Genomic DNA, 24,097 nt, shown 5'->3' with positions numbered 1-24,097 from the left:
CCGAGGCCGGGTCCGGAACCGGAGCGGTGCCCGGGGGCGGAGCGGGAGCGGTGCCGGTGGACGGCACCGGCGGCCTGGGCGGGGCGCAGCGGGCGGCGCTGCTGGACTCGGTACGGCTGCGGCTCGCCGAGGCCGGTGCGGAGGCGACCGTCAGCCGGGTGGCCGAGGCGCTGCGGGCGCAGGGGCGTCCCTACGGCGATGCCGAAGTGCTGGAGCTGGTCCGGCAGTTGCGCTCGGACATGGTCGGCGCCGGGCCGCTGGACGCACTGCTCGCCGATCCGGCGGTCACCGACGTCCTGGTCAACGGCCCGAACGAGATCTGGGTGGACCGCGGCGCCGGCCTGGAGCGGGTGACCGGTGTTCGCTTCGCCGACCGCTCGGCGGTCCGGCGGCTGGCCCAGCGGCTGGCGACCGCCGCCGGGCGGCGGCTGGACGACGCCCGGCCGTGGACCGACGCCCGGCTGCCGAGCGGGACCCGGCTGCACGCGGTGCTGCCCCCGATCGCGGTCGGCTGCACCCACATCTCGCTGCGGACCAGCCGGAGCCGGGCGTTCACCCTGTCCGAGCTGGTCCGGGCCGGATCGGTGACGGCGCAGGGCGCGGAACTGCTGGGCGCGATGGTCGAGGCCCGGATGTCCTATCTGATCAGCGGCGGGACCGGGAGCGGCAAGACCACGCTGCTGGCCGCCCTGCTGGGGCTGGCCGGGCCGGCCGAACGGCTGGTGGTGGTCGAGGACTCGGCTGAACTCCGCCCGGACCACCCGCATGTGGTGCGGCTCGAGGCCCGTCCGCCGAACCAGGAGGGGGCCGGCCGCGTCGACCTCCGCGACCTGGTGCGGCAGGCGCTGCGGATGCGTCCGGACCGGCTGGTGGTCGGCGAGGTCCGCGGGGCCGAGGTGCTGGATCTGCTGGCCGCGCTGAACACCGGCCACGAGGGCGGCTGCGGCACCGTGCACGCCAACGCCGGGGCCGACGTCCCGGCCCGGCTCGAGGCGCTGGCGGCGGTGGCCGGGCTCGACCGGACCGCGCTGCACAGCCAGTTGGGCGCGGCGCTGGACGCGGTGGTGCACCTGGTCCGCGAGCCGGACGGACAGCGCCGGGTGGCCGAGGTCCGGGTGCTGACCCGGCAGCCGGACGGGCTGGTCGGCACCGAGCCCGCGGTGCGGTTCGACCGGGACGGGCGGATGCTGCGCGGTGCCGGCTGGGCCCGGCTGGAACGGCTCTGCGGCGGGCGGGGTGACGGGTTGGGCGGCGGGTTCAGCGGTGTGCCGGGTGAGTGGCGCGGGCCCGGTGAACGGAACGACCGGAACGAGGCGGAGCGGTGATGGCGGTCAGCGGTGGGGCGGCAAGCGGTGGCGCGGGCGGCGGAGTGGTGCGGGAGTGGGGAGGGGCGGTGCTGGCGCTGGCGGGAGTGGCGGATCCGGTGGCCAGGGCCACCGCGGCCGGGGCGCTGCTCTGCCTGCTGAGCTGGGCGGCCTGGTGGCTGTCCGGCTGGGAGGCCGCCCAGCGGCGCCGCGACCGGCTGTTTCCGCGGCGGGCACCCCAGCGGGAGAAGCGGGACGGCGGCTGGGCCCGGCTGCGCCACGGGGGGCCCTGGCGGCTCGGCCCCTGGAGCGGGACGAGGCCGCCGCCGGAACTGCTGCTGCTCCCGCTGGGGCTGCTGGCGGCCTGGCCCACCCATTCACCGCTGGTGGCCGCGCTGGCCGCGGGGGCCGTCGTCCCTGCGATACGGCTGCGCCGACGCCGCCGGGCCACCCGGGTGCGGGAGCGGCGTCGGACGGCCGTGGTGGCCCTGTGCGCGGCCCTGGCGGGGGAACTGAGGACCGGGGCGACACCGCACCAGGCGGTGGAGATGGCCGCGGTGGAGTTCACCGGCCCTGCGGCGGGCCCTGCGGCGTCCGGGCCGCCGGTGCTGGACTGCACCGTCCTGCTCGCTGCCGTGCGTTACGGCGGGGGCGTGCCGGAGGCGTTCAGGGCGCTGGCGGAACTGCCCGGGGCGGAGGGCGCGGCGGGGATCGCGGCCTGCTGGCAGGTGGCGTCGTCCAGCGGGGCCGGCCTCGCGGCGGGGCTCGACCGCGTCGCCGAGGGGCTGCGTGCCCAACGCGCGCTGCAGGAGAGCGTCCGGGCGGAGTTGGCCGGACCGAGGTCCACGGCGGGGCTGCTGGCGCTGCTGCCGGTGTTCGGCCTGCTGCTGGGAGCGGCGCTCGGCGCCGATCCGCTGCGGATGCTGCTGCACACCCCGAGCGGGCTGCTCTGCCTGCTCTTCGGGACGGCGCTGGAGTGGGCCGGGCTGGCCTGGACAGGACGGATCGCCCGGGGCGCGGAAGCCGCGGCGTAGGGCGTCCGGCACGCGACGGACATCGCTATGGACGCTATGGACAAGGCTGGGGAGAGGCGGGGAGTGCGGGATGGATCGAATTGTGGTCGGGGCGGCCCTGCTGGGCGGGGTGGTGGCGCTGCTGCTCGGAGCGGTCGGAGTGGCCGCGGACAAGAGGCTGCGGGCACGGGCGAGAGCGGCAGGGCTGCCGCTGGAGCGGCCCCCGGGGTGGTGGCAGGGGCGCGGGCAGGAACGGTGGCGAGGGCGGTGGCGGGCGGTCGTCCGGAGCGGTCCGGAGGCGGGGTCGGCGCGGCAGTTGTCGCCGCGGCTGGTCAGGGTCGGTGCCTCGTTGCTGCTGGGGGCCGGTCTGGCGCTGTCCGTGGGCGGGGTCGCGGGCCTGGTGCTGGGGGTGTCGGCGGGCGCGGCCGGATACCGCTGGCTGCCGGATCCGCCGACGGCGGAACAGCGCCGAAGACGGCGGGAGAGCAGCGAGCTGCGCGATCAACTACCGCTCACCGCCGACCTGTTGGCCGGGTGCCTGTCCTCCTGGTGCGCCCCGGCCGATGCCGCCGAGGCAGTCGCCGGGGCCCTGGGCGGGCCGATGGCCAGCCGGTTGGCCAGGGTCGCGGCGGAGATCAGGACCGGCGCGGACGCCGAGGAGAGCTGGGGCCGCTTCGGCACGGATCCGGTGCTGGGCCCGCTCGCACGCTGCCTGGTCCGGGCCAGTGCCAGCGGCGCGCCGCCCGCGGCGGGGCTGGCCCGGCTCGCCGAAGGAGCCAGGACGGCCGCGGCCACCACCGCGCAGGGACGCGTCCGCCGGGCCGGCGTGCTCGCGGCGGCCCCGCTGGGGCTGTGCTTCCTGCCCGCGTTTGTGCTGATCGGCGTAGTGCCGGTGGTCACCGGCCTGGCCGGAGGCTTTCTCGTACGGATCTGATCAGGCGTCATAACCGTTACCACAAGAGGAGAAACCCATGAGCGGGACCGCAGTGCTGAACACGCAGCTCGACCGGTTCGACGCGCTGATCGACGCCCCGGAGTCCCACCTGCCGCTGGGCAGCCTCTGCCTGCAGCGCGTCAAGGGCATGCTGATGCTCGCCCTCTCGGTGGCCCAGGTCTGGACCCTGCACGGGATCTCCGCGATCCGCCGCAGGCTGGCACGCTTCCGTCCCGACGCCGGGATGACCAGATTGTTTATCGCGGCACTCACCGTGTCCCACGCAGGTGGTGTCGCTTTAGCTTGCGGCTGCGATGGGCGGAGTTGTCGCTCTCATCGTTTGACTGGTGTCCCTTTCAGTGGGGTCGTAAGACCGTATCAGGTGACGAAGGTCACTTGGCAGTGCCCTCGCATGGCCGACGACTGGCAGTCCGGGACGGCCCGCAGTTGGGTGGTGGCGAGCGGAGTGCGGGCGGGGACGTCCGTACGGACGTCCCCGGGTCCGGCTACGCCACCAGCTGGTGGAGGCCCAGTGCGGCGGCACCTGCAGCACCGAGGCCGGCCAGCGGTCCAGCGAGGGCGAAGAAGATGACCCCGAACATGATCGACGCGATGAGGATGAGTGCCCATCGCTGGGGAAGCCGTTCGGGATCTTGCTGCTGAGGTGGAGTCGGGGGCGGGGTTGGGGTTGTACCGTTGGCCATATAGGGCTCCTTGTGTAGTTGAGTTCTTCGAGTTGAAGCGGCCCCGGGTACCAGCCGGGGCCGTTCGCGCATCTGCGCGAACGGCGGTGCCGCCGAACCCCTGTCGGGGCTCACACCTAAAGAATCCCCCCTCGCAAGGGCACTTCTGCGGGAGCCTGACAACGCCTTGATCCGCACTGAGACACATAGTTATATAGTTATCATCTCTATTGCGGATCAAGGCGTTGAGAGCAAGGCGTCGAAGAAACAGGTGGGCATGACTGACACTCGTGAAGTGCATGCGCGTCGGCTCCGGCGCCTGGTGGAGATGAACAGGAGCCGCGCCATCGCCGAGGCGGGCGCGGCGTTGCGGACCGTGTGGACCACTGGCAAGAGTCCCGCCGACGTGATCCTGCGCCTCGGCTTCATCCAGTCGCCCGGGGGCTCGGCTCCTCTGGTCCGACTGGTTCTGCCGCAGGGCGTCGCGCAGCGCTTCTACCTCCTGGCGCTCTTCGAGGCCCAGTGCCGCCTTTCCACGGGGGAGCCATGGGTGAACGACCGCCCGCTCACTGGCGTTGGTTCCTGGTCGGACTTCATCGCCATTGACGGCGCGTACGACACGGCGTCGGAGATGTACATGCCCGACACCAAGCAGCGCCGGAACGGAGGTGACCTGCGGCTGCGGCAGGTCAAGTCGGCCTTGCTGACCCTGGAGAAACTCGGTGACGAGCATCCGGAGCGGGCGCTGGTCACCGTGCCCAAGGCGAAGAGCGGCAACCGGCGGAAGTACGCGGAGTTCTCGCTCATGCAGGAGACCGGCCGGGGCGAGACACAGACGCCCGCGATCTACACCGTGCCACAGCGCCACTGGAGCGTTAGGACCGTCTCAGTCCCGGTCGACTTCTTCCTCAAGGGCTGGGTCCAGGTGCTCCGCCCGTCGGAGATCGCCACGTGGCTCATCCTGCGGGCGCTCAGCCAGTGGGCTGCTGACCAGCACGCCAAGTCCGGGGTCTACCTGTACGGGAAGGCTCGGGAAGAGGATTTCGGGCTGCGCCGAGACGCCTGGGAGGACGGTTGCCAGCGGTTGCGCGACTTCGGGCTTATCCGCCACGCCCGCGATGAGCCTCTCGACAGCGAACCGACGGGGCCCTTCGCCGGCATGGTGGACCTCTTCGCCCGCGAGGGCCGCGAACGGTACGAGGTCTACCGCTGGCAGGTCACCGATAAGGGACTCGCCGAGGACGCAGTCGAGGTCTGCCTGAGAGAGCTGACCCTGCGGCAGAAGACCCTCGACGGGCTGGCCAAACTCCGGGCGGCCCAGAAGAAGCACACGCCGCCCTCGGAGTTGGGGTGACGTCGCTATCGGTGTCGTCTACAGGACGGCTACTGCGGCTCGGTCGTCGCGGCAGCGTGCTCGAACGCGTGCTGTAGGTCGCGGGCGGTGGGCCGCTGAGCCGGGTCGAGCCGCAGGCCGCTGGTAATGATCTCCTCGAACGCCGGGTACTGCCAGGGTCGCGTCGTCTCCCACGGCTTCCAGTGCCCGGAGGCGAGCTCCGTGCGGAGTTCCGGGGTGCTCTGCGTGGTGGTCTTCGTGCTGATCGGGTAGGTGCCGGTCCAGCAGGCGTAGATCACCGCGCACAGCGACCAGACCTCGGAGGCGGTGGTCAGCGGCAGGTCCTCGGCGGGCGTGGTGGTCAGGCGGGCCTGGGCGAGTTCGGGGGACATGAACCAGTCGTAGGCGCCGCGGTAGGTGACCGGGCCGCTGCCGGGGGTGCGGTCGGGGGCGTGGGCCATCGCGAAGTCCAGGAGCTGGGCGCGGGTGCCGTCCAGGATGAAGTGGGCGTCCTGGAGGTCGCCGTGCCGCCAGCCGCCGGCGTGCAGGTCGGCCACCGCCTCGCACATGGTCGCGGCCAGAGTGGCGGCGGTGCGCGGGTCGGGCTGGTGGCGGAGCTTGGCGAACGCGGCCTCGGCATCGTCGCCGCCGACCCACCGCAGGGCCAGCCAGCTGCCCTCTTGGTCGGCGAGAGTGCCGTGGGCCTCGTAGAGGCCGGTCAGCGTGTTGTCGGCGGCCAGCGCCAGCAGCAGTTCGGCCTCCACCAGGGCCAGGCGCTCGGAGTCGACGTGGCCCTGCGGGTCCGGGCACGGGGTGGTGATCTTCAGGGCGAAGGGGCCGGTTCGGGTCTCGACTCGCCACAGGCATGTGCCGCGCCGGTCGACGACCAGGACGGGGTCCGGGCCCGCTTCCTCCCCCCACACGGAGGCGATCAACTGCGCTGCGGTGGTGTGGAGGGAGTGGGGCACTGGTGTTCCGTTCGGCTAGTGCGTCAGCTGTCACCCGGAGTGCTTCGAGTGTAGAGCGTGACGTGCCGCCTACTGTCCGCGTTGAAGGAACCTCCCTCCCAGTCGCCGAAGCGGGCGCTCCTGCGCAGGCCGGCGACCCGGGCCATCAGGTCCAGTTCGGCGGGCCAGGCATAGCGGGTGACCAGCGGCAGCAGCCGCATGCCGTCGGCGTCGGCGCGGATCTCCTGGGACCGGACGGTCTGGGTGACCGGGTCGTGCAGCATCGCCGACCAGGACGCGTGCCCCTGGCCGATCTCGCGCACGCTCATCGCCTGCCGGGTGCCCGGGGCCCAGTCCGAGACTCCGGCCTCGACCACGAAGACACCGCCGGGCTCCAGGTGGTCGGCGGCGGCCCGGAAGCAGGCCACCTGGTCGTCCTGGGAGGTGAGGGCGAACAGGGTGGAGGCCACGGTGAAGACGAGGGTGAAGCGCTGGTCCAGGCCGATGGTGGTCATGTCGCCGACCTGGGCGCGGGCGGGTAGGTTGGCGGCCTTGGCGTTGAACGCGGCGACCATCTTCGGCGAGGCGTCCAGGCCGGTGACCTGGGTGCCGAGGCGGGCCAGCTCGATGGCGACCTGGCCGGTGCCGCAGCCCAGTTCCAGCGCCGGGCCGGCCGGGGCCAGGTCCCGCAGGCGGGCCGCGACGCGTTCGTGGTGCCGTCCGGTGCCGAGCGTGTCGTAGTGCGGTGCCCACTGGTCCCAGCGGTCGGCCTGCTGTTCGAACTCGTCCATGCGTCTCCATCCGTTGTGTGTGGGAACGGGCAGGTCAAAGGGGGCAGGGCACCCGGACTGGCCGGGTGCCCTGCCCCCTTGCGGTGGGTGGATCAGGCGGCGATGGCTGTCTGCCGCCAGTGCGTGACCTCGACGGCGCCGGGCTCCACGCCCAGGGCCTTGAACATGTGGGTGTGCATGTCGTTGCCGAACGCCTGGGACTTCTCGGCGAAGTACGCCTCGTCGTACCAGGCGACGCCGAACAGAATCCGTCCGCCGGTCGCCCGCTGGGGGTCGACCTCGACGTAGGTGCTCTGCCAGTCGTAGAACTTCTCGTCGGCCGGGCGGGCCTTGAGCTGGATGTCGGAGGACTCCAGGGCGGCGATGACGCGGTCGATGCCGTCCTGGTCCGAGCAGGTCAGCGCGCACTCCGAGCGGGCGACGAGGTTCTTGGTGCCGCGGCGGGCCGGGTCGTCGTTCTCCCCGGTCAGCACGCGGTACCGGACGAGCCTGTCGGTCAGGTCCATCATGGTCTCCACCTTTCCCATCCGTGCGGTGGTCCGCCCGCGCGAGTGCGGGCGGAGAGTCCGTCCCCGGGCCGGGGGCGGGGCTTGAGGGGCTGCGGGTCCGGCGACCTCGGGGTCCAGCCGGGCCCGCAGCCGGTCTAGGAGAGCGCCGGCGGTTCCGCGGGGTCCGCGTCCGCCATGGCGTTGGAGTGGTCGCTGAAGTCGGCGTGCACGACTGCGGTCACGGCGCCCAGGCCGAGGAAGTTGCCCAGGACCAGGAGGATCGCGGCGGCGATGTCGGTCCTGGCTCGGTGCGTCACCGGTGGCGGGGCGGAGGTCCGGGTCACCTCCAGCACCCGCGCCGGGCGATCACGCTGATGACGGCGGGCTCGTCCACGTGCAGTTCCCGGTAGGGGCCGGTGGCCGGCCGCAGGATCACCCGTTCGCCCTGCAGGATGTCGGTGACCACCCGGCGGTGGCCCTCGCCGTCCTCGACCAGGTCGCCGATCTCCGGGCCGTCCCCGGGGTCGGCGCTCATGACCCGCCGCCGGTGGCGGTGCGCTGGGCGATGGCCCGGTCAGCCTGGAGGTGGAACAGCTCGACCTGGTCGGGCGTGAGGATCAGAAGGCTCTCGGCCTTAGTGCCGTCGGCGTAGTGGATCTGGATCGGCAGGGCGGACTGCCCGGCGCGGGGGTCGTAGACCAGGTCCCGGCCCTGCTGGGGGCTGGCGTGGCTGATGTGGTGTCCGGTCATGGAGGGCTCCGGTCGCTGGAAGCCGCCGCCGGGCCCGGGGAGGGGAGGCCGGCGGCGGTGGACTGATGAACAGTGACCACGCGTCAGGAAAGATCAGAAAGTGACGATTGGTCACATTGCTGCCGCCTTCAGCTTCCCGCGCCTATCCTCAACTCACAACCTTGTAACCGGAATTAGCAAAAGGTTGATTACCTAATCCGGTGTCTTGTGCACCCCTGGAGTGTCAGACTCCACCCAGAGCACCGGGTACCGCACCCAGCAGGAGAGGGATCGCACCTATGCCGAACGTACGCGCACTGCCCACGCTCCGCCGCCGTCGACTCGGCGAGGCACTGCGGACCTACCGAGCGCAGGCGGGGCTGAGCCTGGACCAGGCGGCCGAGCAGATGGGCGGCAGCTGGGACGGCCCGAAGCTCTCGCGGATCGAGAACGCCAAGGCCCGCATCAACGCCAAGGAGGTCGAGGCCCTCCTGGGGCACTACGGCGTCGCCGAGCCCGAGACCGTCGCCGCCCTGGAGGGACTGGCCCGCGACGCCGGCAAGACCGGCTGGTGGAGCAACTACAGCGAGGTCGCCCCGCAGCGCCTGCAGGACCTGATCAGCTCGCAGTCCGACGCCGAGAGCATCCGCCAGTACCAGCCCACGGTGATCCCGGGCCTGCTGCAGATCGGCTCCTACGCCCGCGAGATCACCGCCGCCTCCGCGTTCGACCTGCCCCCCGACCAGCACGCCGCCATCGCCGAGCTGCGGATCGCCCGCCAGGCCATCCTGACCCGGCCCGGCAACCCGGTGAAGTACTGGGTCGTCCTCCACGAGAGCCTGCTGCTGCAGCGGTTCGCCTCCCACCCCTCCCTGATGCGCGAACAGCTCCGCCACCTGCTGGACATGGCCGACCTGCCGAACATCACCCTGCAGGTCATGCCCCTGACCGCGGGAGCCCACCCCGGCGCCTCCGGCAACTTCACCATCACCCGCTTCCAGCACCCCTGGCCCACCCTGATCTCCATCGAGAGCCGGGCCGACATGCGCCACCAAGAGGGCGACCCGGCAGAAGAGAAAGCCTTCATGGAGGCATTCGACCGGATCGTCGCCGCCGCACTGCCCGCGGACCAGTCGCGGGAGGCCATCAGGAAACACATGGAAGGGCACAGTTCATGAGCACCACCGACCCCAAGGCCGACCTCTACAGCCACGATCTGACCGGTGCTGTCTGGCGCAAGTCGCCTATAAGCGCCTCCAACCAGGACTGCGTGGAGATCACCGACCTGCCCGGCGGCGGCGTCGCGGTCCGCGACTCCAAGAACCCCGACCGACCCGACCTTCGGTTCACCGCCACCGAATGGGCCGCCTTCACCGGCGCCCTCACCCAGCGCCTGATCTGACCCTCGCCGAGCCGACCCGGCTGCTTCCTCGCTGACACCGGGGGAAGCGGCCGGGGACGACTGCCTCGGGGCCCGGGGCGGGACAGCAGCGCGGCTCCCTAGGACCGGTTCGGGTCCACGCGGGCCCGGACCGGCAGCGTGCGGATGTTCGCGGCGCCTTCCAGGGCGTTGCGCAGGCGCTCGATCTCCGCGTGCTGGGCGGCCAGCCGGGACACCGCAGTGGTTCTGAACGCGGTCAGCGTCTCGATCGTCGCGTCCCTGGCGGCCACGCGTGTCCGTAGGGCCTCGTTCTCGGCCTTGAGGCGTGCGATCTGCGCGTCCCTGGGATCGAGGACCTCTCCGGCCGCCTGGAGGGCCTTGAGCCGCCGCTCGAACTCCTCGGCCAGATGCTGGTAGGGCCCTGGCCGGGTGCTGCCGTCCCGGTTCGCCTTGGGGTAGAAGCCGGTCCGGGTCACCCCGGCCTCAGCTGCCAGCGTCTTCAGGTCCAGCTTCCCGCCGGGCGGTAGTTCGCCCCGCAGCAGGCGGTCCATCGCGGCTCGGACGGCGTCCTCGTTGCGGCTGCGGGCATCGTCGCTGATCCGGGCCATCTCACCCTCCCGAGGTGCTTGCGACGATGATCTCATTGGTCACGCGCTGGGCCCGCTCGACCTCAACGGACAGCCGCGTCTTCTCTCCCTTGGGGAAGCGCGGGTTGTCCAGGAAGACTTTCCCGGATGTCACCTGCGACTGCCAGACGGGCAGGTGGCAGGGGTGGTGGGTGGCTTGCGGGCAGCGCGCGGAGTCGCACATCCCCGCGAGTGGTTTGTCCGCTGTCGGGGTGCCGGCCAGCTTCAGACACAGGGCCCGGCTGGGGTCGCGGAACCAGCAGTAGTTCGCTGCCTGCAGGTGCAGGTGCTTGGACTGCTGCCGCAGCAGGTTCTCCAGCCTGCGGTCGCTGTCCAGCACCGTCGCGGTGCCCGCGTCGTGATCCTTCAGCTGGGTGTCGATGTGCTCGAACGCAGCGATCAGCTCCCGCGCGCCGGGACCGGCGGGCATGCGCCCGGCACGGAAGTCCTCGAACGCCTGCCGGGTCAGCTCCAGCTGGTGGCCGGCCGCCTCCCGCTCCATCTCCGCCAGCAGCGAGCCCTGCGATCCGCCGGGGCGCATCGCGTAGCCCTCGGTGGTGACCACGGTGATGTGCTTGAGATGGATCTTCGATGCCAGCAGGCCACCGGGTCGATGGGCCAGCTCCAGGGCCAGCGTCTTGCGGAGCATGCGCCCGTTGACCGGCCCCGGCGGGATCGCGGCCAAGCCCAGGCCCTGCCCGGCCTCGCCGTTGACCCACTCACGGAGCCGCTCGTGGAGGTAGGAGAGCTGCTGGGCGCTGAAGACGGGGTCCTCGCCCTCGGCGTTCCTCAATTGGGCGGCGAGCTTGACCGCCCGCCAGGCGGGCTCCAGCACCACCCACTGCTCGTCGATACCGCCCAGCGGCTTGCCCTTGACCAGCTTGCTGGCCAGACGGAACCGTGACGTGCCGCCGGAGACCTGGACCGGTTCCTGCGCTGAGTCCCCCGTCAGCTCGTCCAGTTCGCTGGCGCGCATGCCGCTCAGGGCAGCCACCAGGATCCGGCAGGTCCCGACCAGGACCTGGACCAGGTCCCGCAGACCGTCAGCGGTCAGCGGCGCCGTCCACGGCACCAGCGTCTTCGGGTCGTCCGCCCGTGGGATCAAGGCCGCGTCGCGTCCGAAAGCACCGGCCAGACCCACCCGGCCAAGGGCCTGCACCAGCAGGGGCCGGATCAGGGGGATGTGGGCGTCGAAGACGGACCCGTAACCGGTGGCCTGGCGCCACAGCGCATTGAAGTCCAGCCGCAGCATCGGGTCCTGCGGTGCCCAGCCCCGGGTGATCCGCCGCGGCACCTGGCGCTCGTTGCACTCGGGCAGGGGTGACCCCTCACGGACATAGCGGTCCAGGACCCCTTGCAGCGCGGCGAGCTCCTCGTCGCCGATCCTCTCCTTGCACTGCGAGTCCCGACGGCTCTCCAGCGTCCCGTACTCCGCCGCGACCAGCGGGCCCACGGTCTCCACCAGGAACAGCGCGGCAGCGACCGTGGGCGCGAAGACCTCCTCCGCGACTGGGAGCGTGTCCCCTGCCGGGTTGACCTTGCGGCCCACCAGCTGCACCATCGTCTGCTTCGGCCAGGGCTTGAACCCGGGCCGGTAGCCGTCGACGCTGAACACCGCGCCGTAGTCGGCCATCTCCTTCACCGGCTGCAGAGCACTGGCCAGGGTCGCGGCGGACACCGGCCGGCTGTTCTTGCGCAGGCCCTGCGAGCGCATCAGCCGGTAGGCGTCGCAGTGCTCCTGCAGGACCTCCGCCAGGCAGCTGAGCCCCTGGCCGGTGACGTAGTTCATCCAGGCCGTCGTGGCCTTCGCCAGGTGCGAGGCGGTGGGAGGCTTGACGTGGTCCCGGTTCGCGTGCGGCAGAGCCAGGACGCTCTCGTGCTCGGGCGCCAGCAGCGCGAAGACGTACTCCTTGGCCGTCAACCGGAGCGCCGGGTCCACGATCTTGGCGAAGTTCACGCAGCGGGCGCTGTAGGCCAGCCCCTTGGGAAGCCCCACCACGCCTGAGCAGTCCCAGAAGTCCTCGTCGAACCGCGGGACCGGGGAGCCTGCCGTGACCTGCCACCCCGCTGTCGCGCACACCTCCAGGCCCGCGAATGGCGAGGCAGCCGCCCACTCGTGCGGAATGGGACCGGTCGCAACCGTGATGATCATCTTGCTGCGGCGGGGACGGCGGGCGTTCATACGGTGACCTCCTCGGGGCGGAGCGGCAGCTCGGCGTCGACGTCCTGGACGTCGGCGGCTGCCTGCGTGAGCACGGCGGCATCGAAGCGGGGCAGGACGTCGTGGGTGAGCCTGTCGGCGAAGGGGCCGAACACCGCGATGAACTGGCTGACGGTCATCTGCCGGGACTGCCGGGCGAAGTACGCCTTCAGCCGCAGAAGGTTCGGCGCGTGCCGGGGCAGGAAGACAGCCAGCGGACACAGCAGGCAGACCCAGGGCCGTGCCGGGCACGGCTTTCCGGCCGGGCCGTGCTCGCCCGCGTACTGATTCGCGCAGGCGGCCGTGAAGACGTCCATCTCGCTGCCCAGCAGCGCGGCCAAGGACTCGTCGTCCAGTCCGAGGCGGGCGACCTCGCCTGGGTACTGGGCGGCGAAGTCCGCGGCCTGGGCGTCGGTGAGCACGAGCGGCGGACGCGACCGACGCACGATCTCAGCCTGGGCGTCCTCGATGACTGAGTCCACCGCATCGGCCTGCGCGGGTGTCGTCGTCGAGACGTAGTGGCTGCCCTCGACCTCACGGGTGTGGTTGGGGTCGATGCGGGTCCGGCCCGTCCAGCCCCGGCGGGCCAACCGGTTGTGATAGGTCGTCCTGATCCGGGCGGAGTGCAGCGGGACTGGCTGTCCCTCATGGTCCGTCAGCCCGATCTCCACCGCCAGGCTCCGACGGGCCTTTCGCCCGCCGGCCTTGTTGCCGGCGGCGAACGAGGAGATGGCGATCACTTCCGGCCCGTCCCTGTGGGGCGGCATCCCGCGGTGCGAGGTGGAGAACAGCCACAGATCCTCGGCGACCTGCGCCGGGGCCATCCGCCGCAGCGGTGTCGACAGCTCCAGCCACGCCTCCAGCAGTCGCACCGCGCGGGCAGGCAGGTTCACCGACTCCGGGCCGCGCCGGCGCTTGACGTAGTCCAACAGCACAGACTTGTCCCCGGCCCAGGTGACGTCGCCCAGACCCAGGTCGCTGATCCCGTCCGGGACCACCCCGCTGTAGACGCCGAACAGCGCCTTGGCGGCGGCCGCGAGCCGAACCGGAGGGAACAGGCCCTCGCGCACCTCGAACAGCAACCGGCTGCCGCCGTAGGTGAACGGCGCCGTCGACACGCCCAGCGCCGCAGCGGTGTCCGCCACCTTCAGCGGCCCGCGCTGGGAGAACAGCCATGCATAGTTCTGTCGGTTCAGTCCCCGGTCCGAGGGATCGGGCCCCAGTTCCGCCAGGGCCAGGAGCTCACGCTGAACGGACAGGTGCTGCCTCACCACCGTGCGCAGGCCCGACTCGATCACCTGCCACTGGTCCTCGGTGTAGGGCTCCAGCGGCTCGGACCTCGGGCGCTTCTTGACGGCGTTGCCCGCCAGGTGGGCGCGCAGGGAGGAGTGGACGTGCTCGCCGCAGCCCTCCAGCAAGCGCCGAGTGGATGCCACTCGCTCTCCGGAGGCGGCCAGCCAGAAGGGAAGCATGTGGGCCGGGCGAAGATCCCCCACACCGCCGTGGAAGCCGGCTTCGGCCAACAAGGCCACCATCCTGCGCAGTTGGGACAGGTAGACCACTGCTGTGCCCTTGGTCGTCCACGGCCCGAGCGGATGGATGAGCTGGACCACCCCCAGTGCCAGGTCCTCCGTCAGTCGCGGGTTCACAGAGCCCGCCAGGCGACCTGTCCAGGAACTCCCGTCGGGGAACGTGAACTCGATGCGCAGCGGATCATGCTCGACTCGGGTCACCATGAGCCGTCCTCCTCATTCTCGAACTCCGCCAGCGCTTCCGCCTGGGCCAGGCCCGACTCTCGGCCGGCGGACTCGTACAGTTCCCGGTAGATCCGGTGCACATCCAGGCGCTGGATGTAGATCTCCGTCGTGACGACGCTGGAATGGCCCAACAGGTCGCGCAGCACCAGCATCGGGTCCTGCTTGGTCAGGTACAGCGCGAGCGCGGCGTCCTCGTTCGTGTCCGCCACCAGTGCCGCTGCCCGCTGGTAGTGGCCCTTGACCAGGCGTTCCAAGGTCAGCATCGCCATCGTGTGCCGCAGCATGTGCGGACCCACGATCGGAAAGCGAGGCTCGAAGTCCTGCCTGATGCGCTCCGAGGTCCGCCGGAACGCCGTCGCCCAGTCCACGAACGGCGTCCCGTCCGACTTCACCCCGATGATCGCCGGTTCTCCCTCGGGGGTGACCAGCCGCAGCCTCTCGTTCAAGGTCAGCTTGCGCCACGACACCCGTCGCCCGTTGACCTTGCCGCCCTCCCAGTCCGGGTCGCTCACCAGCAGCGGTTCACCCAGCCGTGGGGCAGGACGGTACTGGCGACCGGCAAGGATGCCCGCACGGTCCAGCTCGATGTACTGGCCCATCTTGGCCAGACTGTCCCAACTGGCCCATGTCTCCCGGGCCTTCTTGCCCTTGGTGATCGCGGCGGCCAGCCGGAATCGGATCGGCACCTCGGTCCGCCTAGCCGGCGCCCGCGGCAGTTCGTAGATCAGCAGGTGCGTGAACTCCTGCGCGCGCGGACCAGCGGAGGCCACCAGCGACCCCATCGCCTCATTCCGCCCCAGGTGCCGGCCCCGGAAGGCGTCCGGCTCGCCATCTGGCCGCAGCCCCGCGAGCCCTCGCAGGAACAGCTGGAGGAAGTCGGCCTCCAGGTACTTCACCGTCACGTGCGGCTTGGCCCGCCGCACCGTGGCCGTGTTCTTCCGCACCAACTGCAGCCCGGCCTCCGTGTACCGGCGCACCACGGCGTACGTGAACGGCACCGCCGCGCAATGCCCCTCGTCAACGGCCCAGGCGTAGAACCTGGCCACCGTACTGATGTTCTGATCCCAGGTCCCCTCGTCCCACCGCTCCTCCAGCGGGCCAGCGAATCGGTACTCCGAGAACGCCGCAAGCGCAGCCCTCAGGACTGTCCGCTCGTCGAACGGATGCACGTCGATCGTGGCCAGGAACTCGAACCAGTTCCTCAGAGCCTGGGCGTACGACTTCCAGGTCCTCCGCGCCGGGGCTCCGCTGATCGGCAGCTCACGCAACCAAAGGTTCGCCACCGCGGCCGGTCTCGGCACGCCGTTGTCCTCGAAGATCAGGTCCTCGTCGGCCAGAACTGGCATGCCCTCGGGGATCAAGGGGGGTCGCTCCAGGTCCCAGCTCTTCCAGTCCTTGGAACTGAAGTAGGTCAGATGCATGCCTGGAGACTACGATTGAGACACGCATAAGTGCAACGGATATGTTCAACAGCTGAGACGGCTGCGGGCTGTAAAGAGACACAAGAACTAAGCAAGGATTACGGCGGAATACGCAGTGGGGACGGTGGCAGCCTGCGGATTCGCGGCGCTGCTGTACAAGGTGGTCACCAGTGGCGCGGTGTCCTCCGCGCTGAACGCGCTGGTCACCCGGGCTCTCCATGCGGTGTGAGCGGAGGCGGTGTGAGCGGAGGTCGCGTTCACGTCCGGCGTCGGGGGCCGCGGACCGCGGCTATGTGACGGCGGAGACGGCGGTGGTGCTGCCGGTGCTGGTGATGCTGATCGGCATGCTGGTCTGGGGGGTGCTGGTCGGGGCGGCCCAGGTCCGCTGCGTGGACGCGGCCCGGGAGGGGGCCCGGGCGGCGGCGCGGGGCGACCCCGAGGGCCAGGTCCTGGACCTCGCCCGGCGCAGCGCGCCACCGGGCGCGGCGGTGGAGCTGAGCGAGTCGGACGGCACGGTCATGGTGCGGGTCTCGGCGGTGTCGCGGGCGCCCGGCGGCCTCGGCGGCCTGCTGTCCCTACCGGTCGCCGCCACCGCGGTGGCGGCCAGGGAACCGGGCGGACCAGGGGTGTCGGGATGAGGGGCGGCGCGGGAACGCGCGGCGGTGACCGCGACGCCGGGTCGGCGACGGTCTGGCTGGTGGCGTTGTTGATGCTGGGCTGCTGTGCCTTCACCGGGGCGCTCGGCCTCGCGGCAGCCGCCGCGGCCCGGCACCGGGCAGCCGCGGCGGCGGACCTGGCCGCGCTCGCGGCGGCGGGTCGGCTGCTCTGGGAGCCCGGGACGGCCTGCGCCGAGGCAGGCAGGATCGCCGGAGCGCAGCGGGCGGTGCTGGTCTCCTGCGTGCTGGAGCGGGACGCGGCGGAGGACGCGGTCGAGGTGACCGTGCGGGTCCCGCTCTCCGGCGGGCTGCCCGGCGGGCTGTTCGCCGGTCTCCCACCCGCACAGGGACGAGCCAGAGCCGCCCCCCTCTACGCCGAGGGCCCGGCACCCGTGCTGCCCGCCTCCCGGCCCTGGCCGCCCGGCTCCGCCTCGATGTCCGTCCCGGGCACCCCCGGCTCCCCGCCGTCGGTGAGCAGTTGGCGCAGCAGCCGGACTGCGCCCGGCTTGTCCAGCGGGTCGTTGCCGTTGCCGCACTTGGGGGACTGGATACAGGACGGGCAGCCGCGTTCGCACTCGCAGGCGCGGATCGCGGCCAGCGTCGCGCCGAGCCACTCCCTCGCCCGCTGGAAGCCGCGTTCGGCGAAGCCCGCCCCGCCGGGGTGGCCGTCGTAGACGAAGACGGTGGGCAGCCCGGTGTCCGGGTGCAGCGGGACGGACACCCCGCCGATGTCCCAGCGGTCGCAGGTGGCGAACAGCGGGAGCAGGCCGATGGAGGCGTGCTCCGCGGCGTGCGCGGCGCCGGGGAGCTCCTCGGGCAGGACGGCCGCGTCGTCGAGCTGCTCGTCCGTCACGCACCACCACACGGCTCTGGTGCGCAGCGTCCGCGGCGGGAGGTCGAGCTTGGTCTCGCCCAGCACCTCGCCGGTGATCAGCCTGCGGCGGAGGAAGGAGACGACCTGGTTGGTGACCTCGACCGAGCCGAAGCAGAGCCGTCCCCGGCCCCAGGCCACCTCGTGGTCCGTGCTCAGCACGCTGATCGCGGTGGTGTCCCTGGCGACGGTGCTGTACGAGGGGTCGGCCTCCACGACCAGGGCCACGGCCTCCTCCAGGTCGAGTTCCTGGACCAGGTAGGTCCGCCCCTGGTGCAGGTGGACGGCCCCGGTGTGGACCGAGGTGTGGGCGGAGCCCGCGTCCACGGTGCCGAGCAGCCGTCCGGTGTCGGCCTCCACCACCCGTACCGGGGTGCCGCTGCCGCCCCGGATGTCGATGGCGTCGGCGGCGCGCTCGCGCCGGGTCCAGAAGTAGCTGCTGCCCCGCTTGCGCAGCATCCCGCGCCGTTCCAACTGCGGCAGCAGCAGCGGGGTGGACGGGCCGAACAGCTCCAGGTCGGTCTCGCCGAGCGGGAGTTCGGTGGCGGCTGCGCACAGGTGCGGGGCCAGCACATGGGGGTTGTCGGGGTCGAGCACGGTGGATTCGACCGGCTGCCGGAACAGGGATTCGGGGTGGTGCACCAGATAGGTGTCCAGCGGGTCGTCCCGGGCGATCAGGACGGCCAGCGCGCCCTGCCCGGAGCGGCCGGCCCGACCGGCCTGCTGCCACAGCGAGGCGCGGGTGCCGGGGTAGCCGACGATCAGCACGGCGTCCAGTCCGGCCACGTCCACGCCCAGCTCCAGGGCGCTGGTGGCGGCCAGTCCGAGCAACTGCCCGGAGTGCAGCGCGCGTTCCAGCGCCCGCCGCTCCTCGGGCAGGTAGCCGCCGCGGTAGGCGGCGACCCGGCGGGCGACGGCGTGCCCGGCGGCCTCGGCCAGGTGCTCCTGGGCGATCACCGAGATCAGTTCCGCGCCGCGCCGGGAGCGGACGAAGGCGACCGTCCGGGTGCGGTCGAGCACCAGGTCGGCGAGCAGGTCGGCGGCCTCCGCGGTGGCGGAGCGGCGGACCGGGGCGCCCAGCTCGCCGTGCAGCTCGGTGAGCGGCGGCTCCCAGAGCGCGAAGACGGTCTCGCCGCGCGGCGAGCCGTCGTCGGTGACCTCGGTGACCGGCAGCCCGGTCAGCCGCCTCGCCGACAGCCCCGGTTCGGCGGAGGTGGCCGAGGCGAGCAGGAACACCGGCTCACTGCCGTAGCGGGCGCACAGCCGGCGCAGCCTGCGGAGCACCTGGGCCACATGGGAGCCGAAGACACCGCGGTAGGTGTGGCACTCGTCGATCACCACATAGCGCAGCGCCCGGAGGAAGGAGGCCCAGCGGGCGTGGGCGGGCAGGATGCCCCGGTGCAGCATGTCCGGGTTGGTCAGCACCAGGGAGGCGTACTGGCGGACCCACTCGCGCTCCTGGAAGGGCGTGTCCCCGTCGTAGGCGGCGGGGCGGATCCGGTCCAGCGAGCCGTCCCCGGCGGCGCGCAGTTCACCCATTCGGCGTAGTTGGTCGGCGGCGAGGGCCTTGGTCGGTGAGAGGTACAGGCAGGTCGCGCCGCGCCCGTTCGGCGCCTCGGTGCCGTCCAGCAGCGCGCTGAGCACGGGGGCGAGGTAGGCGAGCGACTTGCCCGAGGCAGTACCTGTGGCAATCACCACATTTTGGCCATGAATCGCCAGAGAAGAGGCTTCTGCCTGATGTGTCCAGGGCTGGGCGATTCCGCTCTTCTCCACGGCAGCGACGATTTCCGGCCGAACTCCCGGTGGCCAGATTGCATACCTGGCGGCACGGGCGGGCAGGTGCTCCGTATGAGTGAGCCGATCTTGCCGTCCTCGGGCTCCCGTGAGCCTGTCGAGAACGGTCGCGGGCGGGTCCGGGCGCGGCTTCATCGGCAGTCAGTCTGTCACCAGACCGGTGGAGATTCGCCGCAAGGCGTCGTGCTGCCCTGGTCGTAAGTGGTTGAATGCCATCGCGGCCTGCATCGGGGCACCTGCCCCGCCAACGGCCAAGAATCGCAACGATGCCGTCACGGCAGTGCGTCCCCCCGTCCGGGTGGGCCGTGAGGCTGTGAGAGCAAGGTGCTGGAGGTTCCGTGGACCTGTCCCTGTCGACCCGTACCGTTGGCGACCGCACGGTCGTCGAGGTGGGGGGCGAGATCGATGTGTACACCGCGCCGAAGCTGCGTGAGCAGCTCGTCGAGCTCGTCAACGAGGGTCACTACCACCTGATCGTGGACATGGAAGGCGTGGACTTCCTGGACTCGACCGGACTGGGAGTGCTCGTCGGCGGGCTCAAGCGGGTACGCGCCCATGAGGGTTCGCTCCGTCTGGTCTGCAACCAGGAGCGCATCCTCAAGATTTTCCGCATTACCGGGCTCACCAAGGTGTTCCCCATCCACAGTTCTGTGGACGAGGCCGTGGCCGCGACCGACTGATTTCCAGGGCGCTGCCCTGCCAATCAGGCTGACGCGACTTCCCGAGGTCCCTGTCAGGGACCTCGGGCCGGCCCGGAACGGGTCGGAGAGACGAACCTTCGAGGGGGAGCCATGGCCACCGTCGAACTCCGATTCAGCGCGCTCCCGGAGCACGTACGGACCGCGCGGCTCGTCGCCGCGGCCGTCGCCCGCCGGGCTGGAGTAGACGAATCCGTCCTCGACGAGGTGCGCCTCGCCGTGGGTGAAGCATGTTCGCGCGCGGTCGGGTTGCACCGCCGCAGCGGTATCGACGACGCGGTGCGGGTCACCCTCGTCGAGCAGGAGAAGCGCTTTTTCATCGAGGTCGGCGACGGCGTCGGCGGCACCGGGACGAGCAGCCACAGCACCGAGGGCGAGGGCGACGACGCGGCCGAGGCCGCGATGGGCCTCGCCGTGATCAGCGGGCTGGTCGACGACCTGGACATCAGCACGGACGAGGACGGCGGGGTCGTCCGGATGAGCTGGCCCGTCGCGGTCCACCCGGTACTGCCCTGACGGCGGCTCGCTGACCGCAGCCCCCTGAAGGCAGCCCCCTGGAGGCGGCTTTCTGACGGTACGGCAGAACAGCGACAGTCTGACGGTTGGACAGGTATGCCCGGATCCGGTCATACCTGTCCATTGTCGTGCTCCCGCAAACACCTTGACGACAACTGCGCCAATCCCTGCGCAGACCCTGTTTTGATCAGGCCGTGATTCCTAGAATCGCGGCCTGCCGTGTCAGTTGACGGCCCCCCTCGCCCGCGCAGCCGAGTGGACCGAACCAATTGCACCGCCCGGCGCACGAGCCAGACGTCAAGGAGGACGAATGGCCGGGCTCATCTTCTCCGGAGCTCCAACGAGCGTACGTGTGAGCGCACCACCCCCCGCAGTGTCCGCCGTGCTGACCGGTGACGGTCGCACCATCGTGATCATCGTCGCCGTGATCGGCCTCGCCGCCCTCGGGGTGGCCTGGCTGCTGGTGCGACAGGTCCTCGCCGCCGACGAGGGCACCGACTCCATGAAGCGCATCGCCGCCGCGATCCAGGAGGGCGCCAACGCCTACCTGGCCCGGCAGTTCCGCACCCTCGGGGTGTTCGCCACAGCGGTGGTCTTCCTGCTGCTGCTCCTGCCCGCCGACAACTGGAACCAGCGGATCGGCCGCTCGGTCTTCTTCGTGGTCGGCGCGGGCTTCTCGGCCCTCACCGGCTACATCGGCATGCGGCTGGCGGTGCGCAGCAACGTCCGGGTGGCCGCAGCCGCCCGCGCGGCCACCCCCGACCCCGACGCCTCCACCGGCGCCGAGGGCCCGGCGGCCGAGCCGGACATCCGCGGGGTCTCCCACCGGGCGATGCGGATCGCCTTCCGTACCGGCGGCGTGGTCGGGATGATCACGGTCGGCCTCGGCCTGTTCGGCGCCTCCCTGGTGGTCCTGATCTACAAGGAGAACGCCGCGAAGGTGCTGGAGGGCTTCGGCTTCGGCGCCGCGCTGCTGGCCATGTTCATGAGGGTCGGCGGCGGCATCTTCACCAAGGCCGCGGACGTCGGCGCCGACCTGGTCGGCAAGGTCGAGCAGGGCATCCCCGAGGACGACCCGCGCAACGCCGCGACCATCGCCGACAACGTCGGCGACAACGTCGGCGACTGCGCCGGCATGGCCGCGGACCTGTTCGAGTCCTATGCGGTGACGCTGGTCGCCGCCCTGATCCTGGGCAAGGCGGCCTTCGGCGACGACGGCCTCACCTTCCCGCTGGTGGTCCCGGCCATCGGCGTGATCACCGCCGTGCTCGGCATCTTCGCGGTGTCGCCGCGGACCAGGGACCGCAGCGGCATGAGCGCCATCAACCGCGGCTTCTTCATCTCGGCCGCGTTCTCGCTGGTCCTGGTGGTGGCGTCGGTCTTCGCCTTCCTCCCGGCGCACTTCTCCGACCTGCACGGCGTACCGGACGAGATCGCCCGGCACAGCGGCAGTCCACGGGTGTTCGCGCTGGCCGCCGTGGCCATCGGCATCGTCCTGGCCGCTGTGATCCAGCAGCTCACCGGCTACTTCACCGAGACCAGCCGGCGCCCGGTGCGGGATGTCGGCAAGAGCTCGCTGACCGGTCCGGCCACGGTCGTGCTGTCCGGCATCTCGCTGGGCCTGGAGTCCGCCGTCTACTCGGCGGTGGTGATCGGCGCGGCCGTGTACGGGGCGTACCTGCTCGGCGGCGGCTCGCTGATGCTGGCGCTGTTCGCGGTCGCACTGGCCGGAACCGGTCTGCTGACCACGGTCGGCGTGATCGTCGCCATGGACACCTTCGGCCCGGTCTCCGACAACGCCCAGGGCATCGCCGAGATGTCGGGCGACGTGACCGGCGCGGGCGCCCAGGTGCTGACCGAGCTGGACGCGGTCGGCAACACCACCAAGGCGATCACCAAGGGCATCGCCATCGCCACGGCGGTGCTGGCGGCGACGGCGCTGTTCGGCTCCTACACGGATGCCATCGCGACCGCGGAGGGCCAGGTCGGTTCCGCGGCCCACGGCCTGAGCCTCAGTCTGGACATCTCCCAGCCCAACAACCTGGTCGGGCTGCTGCTGGGCGCGGCGGTGGTGTTCCTGTTCTCCGGGCTCGCCATCAACGCGGTCTCGCGCTCGGCCGGTTCGGTGGTGTTCGAGGTCAGGGAGCAGTTCCGGACCAAACCCGGGATCATGGAGGGCTCGGAACTCCCGGACTACGGGCGGGTCGTGGACATCTGCACCAGGGATGCCCTGCGCGAACTCGCCACGCCGGGGCTGCTGGCCGTGCTTGCCCCGATCGCGGTCGGCTTCCTGCTCGGCGTCGGCTCGCTCGGCTCCTACCTGGCCGGGGCGATCGGCACCGGCACGCTGATGGCCATCTTCCTCGCCAACTCGGGCGGGGCCTGGGACAACGCCAAGAAGCTGGTGGAGGAGGGCAACCACGGCGGCAAGGGCAGTGCGGCCCACGAGGCCACGATCATCGGCGACACGGTCGGCGACCCGTTCAAGGACACGGCGGGACCGGCCATCAACCCGCTGCTGAAGGTGATGAACCTGGTGTCGCTGCTGATCGCCCCCGCCATCGTGAAGTTCAGCTTCGGCGCGGACGAGAACACCGGCCTGCGGGTGGGTGTGGCGGTGCTCTGCATCCTGGTGATCATCGGTGCGGTGTGGAGCTCCAAGCAGCGCGGCATCGCGGTGGGGGCGGAGCCGGTCGCGGTCGCGGCCGGGGCCGGGGCCGGGGCGGTTGGTCCGGCGGTCGGCGCCGAAGCCGAAGCTGGCGCCGAAGCCGGTGCGGAGACCGCCGCTGCCCGGGACGAAGGCGGAGACGAAAGCGGGGACGAAAGCGGGGACGAGAGCGAGACGCCCAGTCCGACCAGCGTTTCCTGAGGTCGGATCAGTCAGCCGACGCCCTGGCCGCGTTCGCGGTCACGGCGTCGGCGATCAGGGGCCACAGCGCCGCCGGCAGGTTGTGCCCCATGCCGGGGACAATCATCAGCTCGGCCCCCGGCACGGCCTTCGCGGTGGCCTCGCCGCCGCTGCGGTCGATCAGCGGGTCGGCCGCGCCGTGCAGTACCAGCGTCGGCGCGGTCACCCCGTGCAGCGCGGCGGTCCGGTCCGGCGAGGCGAGTATCGCGGCGAACTGCCGCAGGAAGCCGTCCGGACGGTTGCTCCGGTCGTACCCGGCGGCGACACGTATGCGCAGCTCGGCGGGGTCCTCCGGGTAGCCGGGTGAGCCGAGCGCGATCAGGGTGGCCACCCCGGCCTCGATCGCGGCCTCCCGCTCCTCCGGGCGCGGACGCAGCAGCAGGGCTCCGGCCTCCGGCGTCGCGTTCCCGCTGACCCGGTCCCCGGGGCGGGACATGATCGAACTCAGGCTGAGCACCCGTTCCGGGTGGTCGATGGCCAGTTGCTGCCCGATCATCCCGCCCATCGACACCCCGACCACGTGCGCGCGTTCGACGCCGAGGGCGTCCAGCACGGAGAGGGCGTCCAGCGCCATGTCGCCGAGCAGGTACGGAGCGCTGGACGGGTCGCCCTCCATGATGGCCCGGAGGTCCGGGCGCGGGCCCGCGTCCAGGAAGGTCGACAGCCCGGTGTCCCGGTTGTCGTACCGGACCACGTGGAAGCCGCGGCCGGCGAGCGCCTCGCACGACTCCTCGCGCCAGGAGGTCAACTGCTGCCCCAGGCCCATGATCAGCAGCACGGTGGGACGGGCGGGGTCGCCGAAGGTGTCGTACTCGATCTCGACCTGCTGCGCGTTCGCGGGCGTACGGGGCATGGCGGGCTCCGGAGGGGGTGGTGGGAGACGGGCTGGCTGTGTCGTACCGACTAGTCGGTACGTTAGTAGCCAAAGCCCGCCAACAACAGTGCGCGACGAGCAACTACCTGGCCCACGTCGCACCGCGTGCACTCCACGCCCAGCCTGTGGCGCGCGCCGGTGGCTCCGCCCCAGCCCGCGCCCGGCCGCGCCCG

At 71.6% G+C, this 24,097-nt stretch carries 23 protein-coding genes and 1 pseudogene; 12 read left to right on the top strand and 12 right to left on the bottom strand.

Going from position 1 to position 24,097, the window contains the following annotated elements; genetic code table 11:
• Positions 1-50 precede the first annotated feature (50 nt).
• From ACEZDG_RS16045 to ACEZDG_RS16030, 4 genes are all read left to right on the top strand, one after another.
• On the top strand, positions 51-1,325 hold the full coding sequence (locus ACEZDG_RS16045) for a TadA family conjugal transfer-associated ATPase (RefSeq protein WP_380509812.1): 1,275 nt from the start codon (positions 51-53) through the stop codon (positions 1,323-1,325).
• Positions 1,325-2,338, top strand: a complete 1,014-nt coding sequence (locus tag ACEZDG_RS16040) for a type II secretion system F family protein (protein WP_380509118.1) — start codon at positions 1,325-1,327, stop codon at positions 2,336-2,338. Before ACEZDG_RS16045 ends, ACEZDG_RS16040 begins: the two co-directional genes overlap by 1 nt.
• Positions 2,339-2,408: 70 nt before the next feature.
• Positions 2,409-3,251, top strand: coding sequence for a type II secretion system F family protein (locus ACEZDG_RS16035; protein WP_380509115.1), 843 nt, complete (start codon positions 2,409-2,411; stop codon positions 3,249-3,251).
• Positions 3,252-4,211: 960 nt separating this feature from the next.
• Complete coding sequence (locus ACEZDG_RS16030; RefSeq protein WP_380509112.1) at positions 4,212-5,288, top strand: hypothetical protein; 1,077 nt, start codon at positions 4,212-4,214, stop codon at positions 5,286-5,288.
• A 29-nt stretch (positions 5,289-5,317) separates the two neighbouring features.
• Here the strand turns inward: ACEZDG_RS16030 and ACEZDG_RS16025 are convergent, their stop codons facing one another.
• The 6 genes from ACEZDG_RS16025 to ACEZDG_RS16000 form a co-directional block, all read right to left on the bottom strand.
• Positions 5,318-6,235 (bottom strand): protein kinase domain-containing protein, encoded by a 918-nt coding sequence (locus ACEZDG_RS16025; protein WP_380509110.1) that lies wholly within the window; start codon positions 6,233-6,235, stop codon positions 5,318-5,320.
• A 23-nt stretch (positions 6,236-6,258) separates the two neighbouring features.
• Positions 6,259-7,005, bottom strand: coding sequence for a class I SAM-dependent DNA methyltransferase (locus tag ACEZDG_RS16020; RefSeq protein ID WP_380509107.1), 747 nt, complete (start codon positions 7,003-7,005; stop codon positions 6,259-6,261).
• A 92-nt stretch (positions 7,006-7,097) separates the two neighbouring features.
• Positions 7,098-7,514, bottom strand: a complete 417-nt coding sequence (locus ACEZDG_RS16015; RefSeq protein ID WP_380509104.1) for a hypothetical protein — start codon at positions 7,512-7,514, stop codon at positions 7,098-7,100.
• Positions 7,515-7,648: 134 nt separating this feature from the next.
• Positions 7,649-7,837 (bottom strand): hypothetical protein, encoded by a 189-nt coding sequence (locus tag ACEZDG_RS16010; protein WP_380509101.1) that lies wholly within the window; start codon positions 7,835-7,837, stop codon positions 7,649-7,651.
• Positions 7,834-8,028, bottom strand: coding sequence for a hypothetical protein (locus ACEZDG_RS16005; protein WP_380509098.1), 195 nt, complete (start codon positions 8,026-8,028; stop codon positions 7,834-7,836). Before ACEZDG_RS16005 ends, ACEZDG_RS16010 begins: the two co-directional genes overlap by 4 nt.
• Positions 8,025-8,243, bottom strand: coding sequence for a hypothetical protein (locus tag ACEZDG_RS16000; RefSeq protein ID WP_380509095.1), 219 nt, complete (start codon positions 8,241-8,243; stop codon positions 8,025-8,027). Before ACEZDG_RS16000 ends, ACEZDG_RS16005 begins: the two co-directional genes overlap by 4 nt.
• A gap of 278 nt (positions 8,244-8,521) precedes the next feature.
• Here ACEZDG_RS16000 and ACEZDG_RS15995 point away from each other — a divergent pair, with 278 nt between their 5' ends.
• Both ACEZDG_RS15995 and ACEZDG_RS15990 read left to right on the top strand, forming a co-directional pair.
• Positions 8,522-9,400, top strand: coding sequence for a helix-turn-helix domain-containing protein (locus ACEZDG_RS15995; protein WP_380509091.1), 879 nt, complete (start codon positions 8,522-8,524; stop codon positions 9,398-9,400).
• On the top strand, positions 9,397-9,624 hold the full coding sequence (locus ACEZDG_RS15990; protein WP_380509088.1) for a DUF397 domain-containing protein: 228 nt from the start codon (positions 9,397-9,399) through the stop codon (positions 9,622-9,624). Before ACEZDG_RS15995 ends, ACEZDG_RS15990 begins: the two co-directional genes overlap by 4 nt.
• A gap of 98 nt (positions 9,625-9,722) precedes the next feature.
• On the opposite strand, the gene ACEZDG_RS15985 is transcribed toward ACEZDG_RS15990, so the two are convergent.
• From ACEZDG_RS15985 to ACEZDG_RS15970, 4 genes are read right to left on the bottom strand one after another with little or no spacing between them, the layout of a single operon-like run.
• Positions 9,723-10,211 carry a hypothetical protein gene (locus tag ACEZDG_RS15985; RefSeq protein ID WP_380509085.1) on the bottom strand — a complete coding sequence of 163 codons (489 nt, stop codon included), beginning with the start codon at positions 10,209-10,211 and terminating at the stop codon, positions 9,723-9,725.
• Between the two features lies 1 nt (position 10,212).
• A complete protein-coding gene (locus tag ACEZDG_RS15980) occupies positions 10,213-12,411 on the bottom strand; it encodes a hypothetical protein (protein WP_380509082.1) in 2,199 nt (732 codons plus the stop codon).
• Positions 12,408-14,165, bottom strand: a complete 1,758-nt coding sequence (locus ACEZDG_RS15975; RefSeq protein ID WP_380509079.1) for a hypothetical protein — start codon at positions 14,163-14,165, stop codon at positions 12,408-12,410. Before ACEZDG_RS15975 ends, ACEZDG_RS15980 begins: the two co-directional genes overlap by 4 nt.
• Positions 14,159-15,607, bottom strand: a complete 1,449-nt coding sequence (locus ACEZDG_RS15970; protein WP_380509076.1) for a site-specific integrase — start codon at positions 15,605-15,607, stop codon at positions 14,159-14,161. Before ACEZDG_RS15970 ends, ACEZDG_RS15975 begins: the two co-directional genes overlap by 7 nt.
• Positions 15,608-15,722: 115 nt before the next feature.
• Between ACEZDG_RS15970 and ACEZDG_RS15965 the strand changes: the two genes are divergently transcribed.
• The 3 genes and pseudogenes from ACEZDG_RS15965 to ACEZDG_RS15955 form a co-directional block, all read left to right on the top strand.
• Complete coding sequence (locus tag ACEZDG_RS15965; protein ID WP_380509073.1) at positions 15,723-15,836, top strand: DUF4244 domain-containing protein; 114 nt, start codon at positions 15,723-15,725, stop codon at positions 15,834-15,836.
• A 64-nt stretch (positions 15,837-15,900) separates the two neighbouring features.
• Positions 15,901-16,245, top strand: coding sequence for a TadE family type IV pilus minor pilin (locus ACEZDG_RS15960; protein ID WP_380509071.1), 345 nt, complete (start codon positions 15,901-15,903; stop codon positions 16,243-16,245).
• Positions 16,242-16,571, top strand: a pseudogene (locus ACEZDG_RS15955) (Rv3654c family TadE-like protein); the annotation flags it as partial. The gene ACEZDG_RS15960 and the pseudogene ACEZDG_RS15955, both read left to right, overlap by 4 nt.
• A gap of 62 nt (positions 16,572-16,633) precedes the next feature.
• Here ACEZDG_RS15955 and ACEZDG_RS15950 read toward each other — a convergent pair.
• Positions 16,634-19,063, bottom strand: coding sequence for a DEAD/DEAH box helicase (locus ACEZDG_RS15950; protein ID WP_380509068.1), 2,430 nt, complete (start codon positions 19,061-19,063; stop codon positions 16,634-16,636).
• A 203-nt stretch (positions 19,064-19,266) separates the two neighbouring features.
• Between ACEZDG_RS15950 and bldG the strand changes: the two genes are divergently transcribed.
• From bldG to ACEZDG_RS15935, 3 genes are all read left to right on the top strand, one after another.
• Positions 19,267-19,608, top strand: a complete 342-nt coding sequence (bldG, locus tag ACEZDG_RS15945; RefSeq protein ID WP_030253930.1) for an anti-sigma factor antagonist BldG — start codon at positions 19,267-19,269, stop codon at positions 19,606-19,608.
• A gap of 111 nt (positions 19,609-19,719) precedes the next feature.
• Entirely contained in the window at positions 19,720-20,142 is a 423-nt protein-coding gene (locus ACEZDG_RS15940) for an ATP-binding protein (RefSeq protein WP_380509064.1), read from the top strand.
• A 310-nt stretch (positions 20,143-20,452) separates the two neighbouring features.
• Complete coding sequence (locus ACEZDG_RS15935) at positions 20,453-23,011, top strand: sodium-translocating pyrophosphatase (protein WP_380509061.1); 2,559 nt, start codon at positions 20,453-20,455, stop codon at positions 23,009-23,011.
• A 7-nt stretch (positions 23,012-23,018) separates the two neighbouring features.
• Here the strand turns inward: ACEZDG_RS15935 and ACEZDG_RS15930 are convergent, their stop codons facing one another.
• Complete coding sequence (locus ACEZDG_RS15930; RefSeq protein WP_380509058.1) at positions 23,019-23,903, bottom strand: alpha/beta fold hydrolase; 885 nt, start codon at positions 23,901-23,903, stop codon at positions 23,019-23,021.
• Positions 23,904-24,097 lie beyond the last annotated feature (194 nt).

The organism is Streptacidiphilus alkalitolerans (genome assembly GCF_042511045.1).
Classification (GTDB): Bacteria; Actinomycetota; Actinomycetes; order Streptomycetales; family Streptomycetaceae; genus Streptacidiphilus; species Streptacidiphilus alkalitolerans.
Note: the sequence above shows the minus strand (reverse complement) of the source record. Positions and strands in the feature narration are given on the sequence as shown.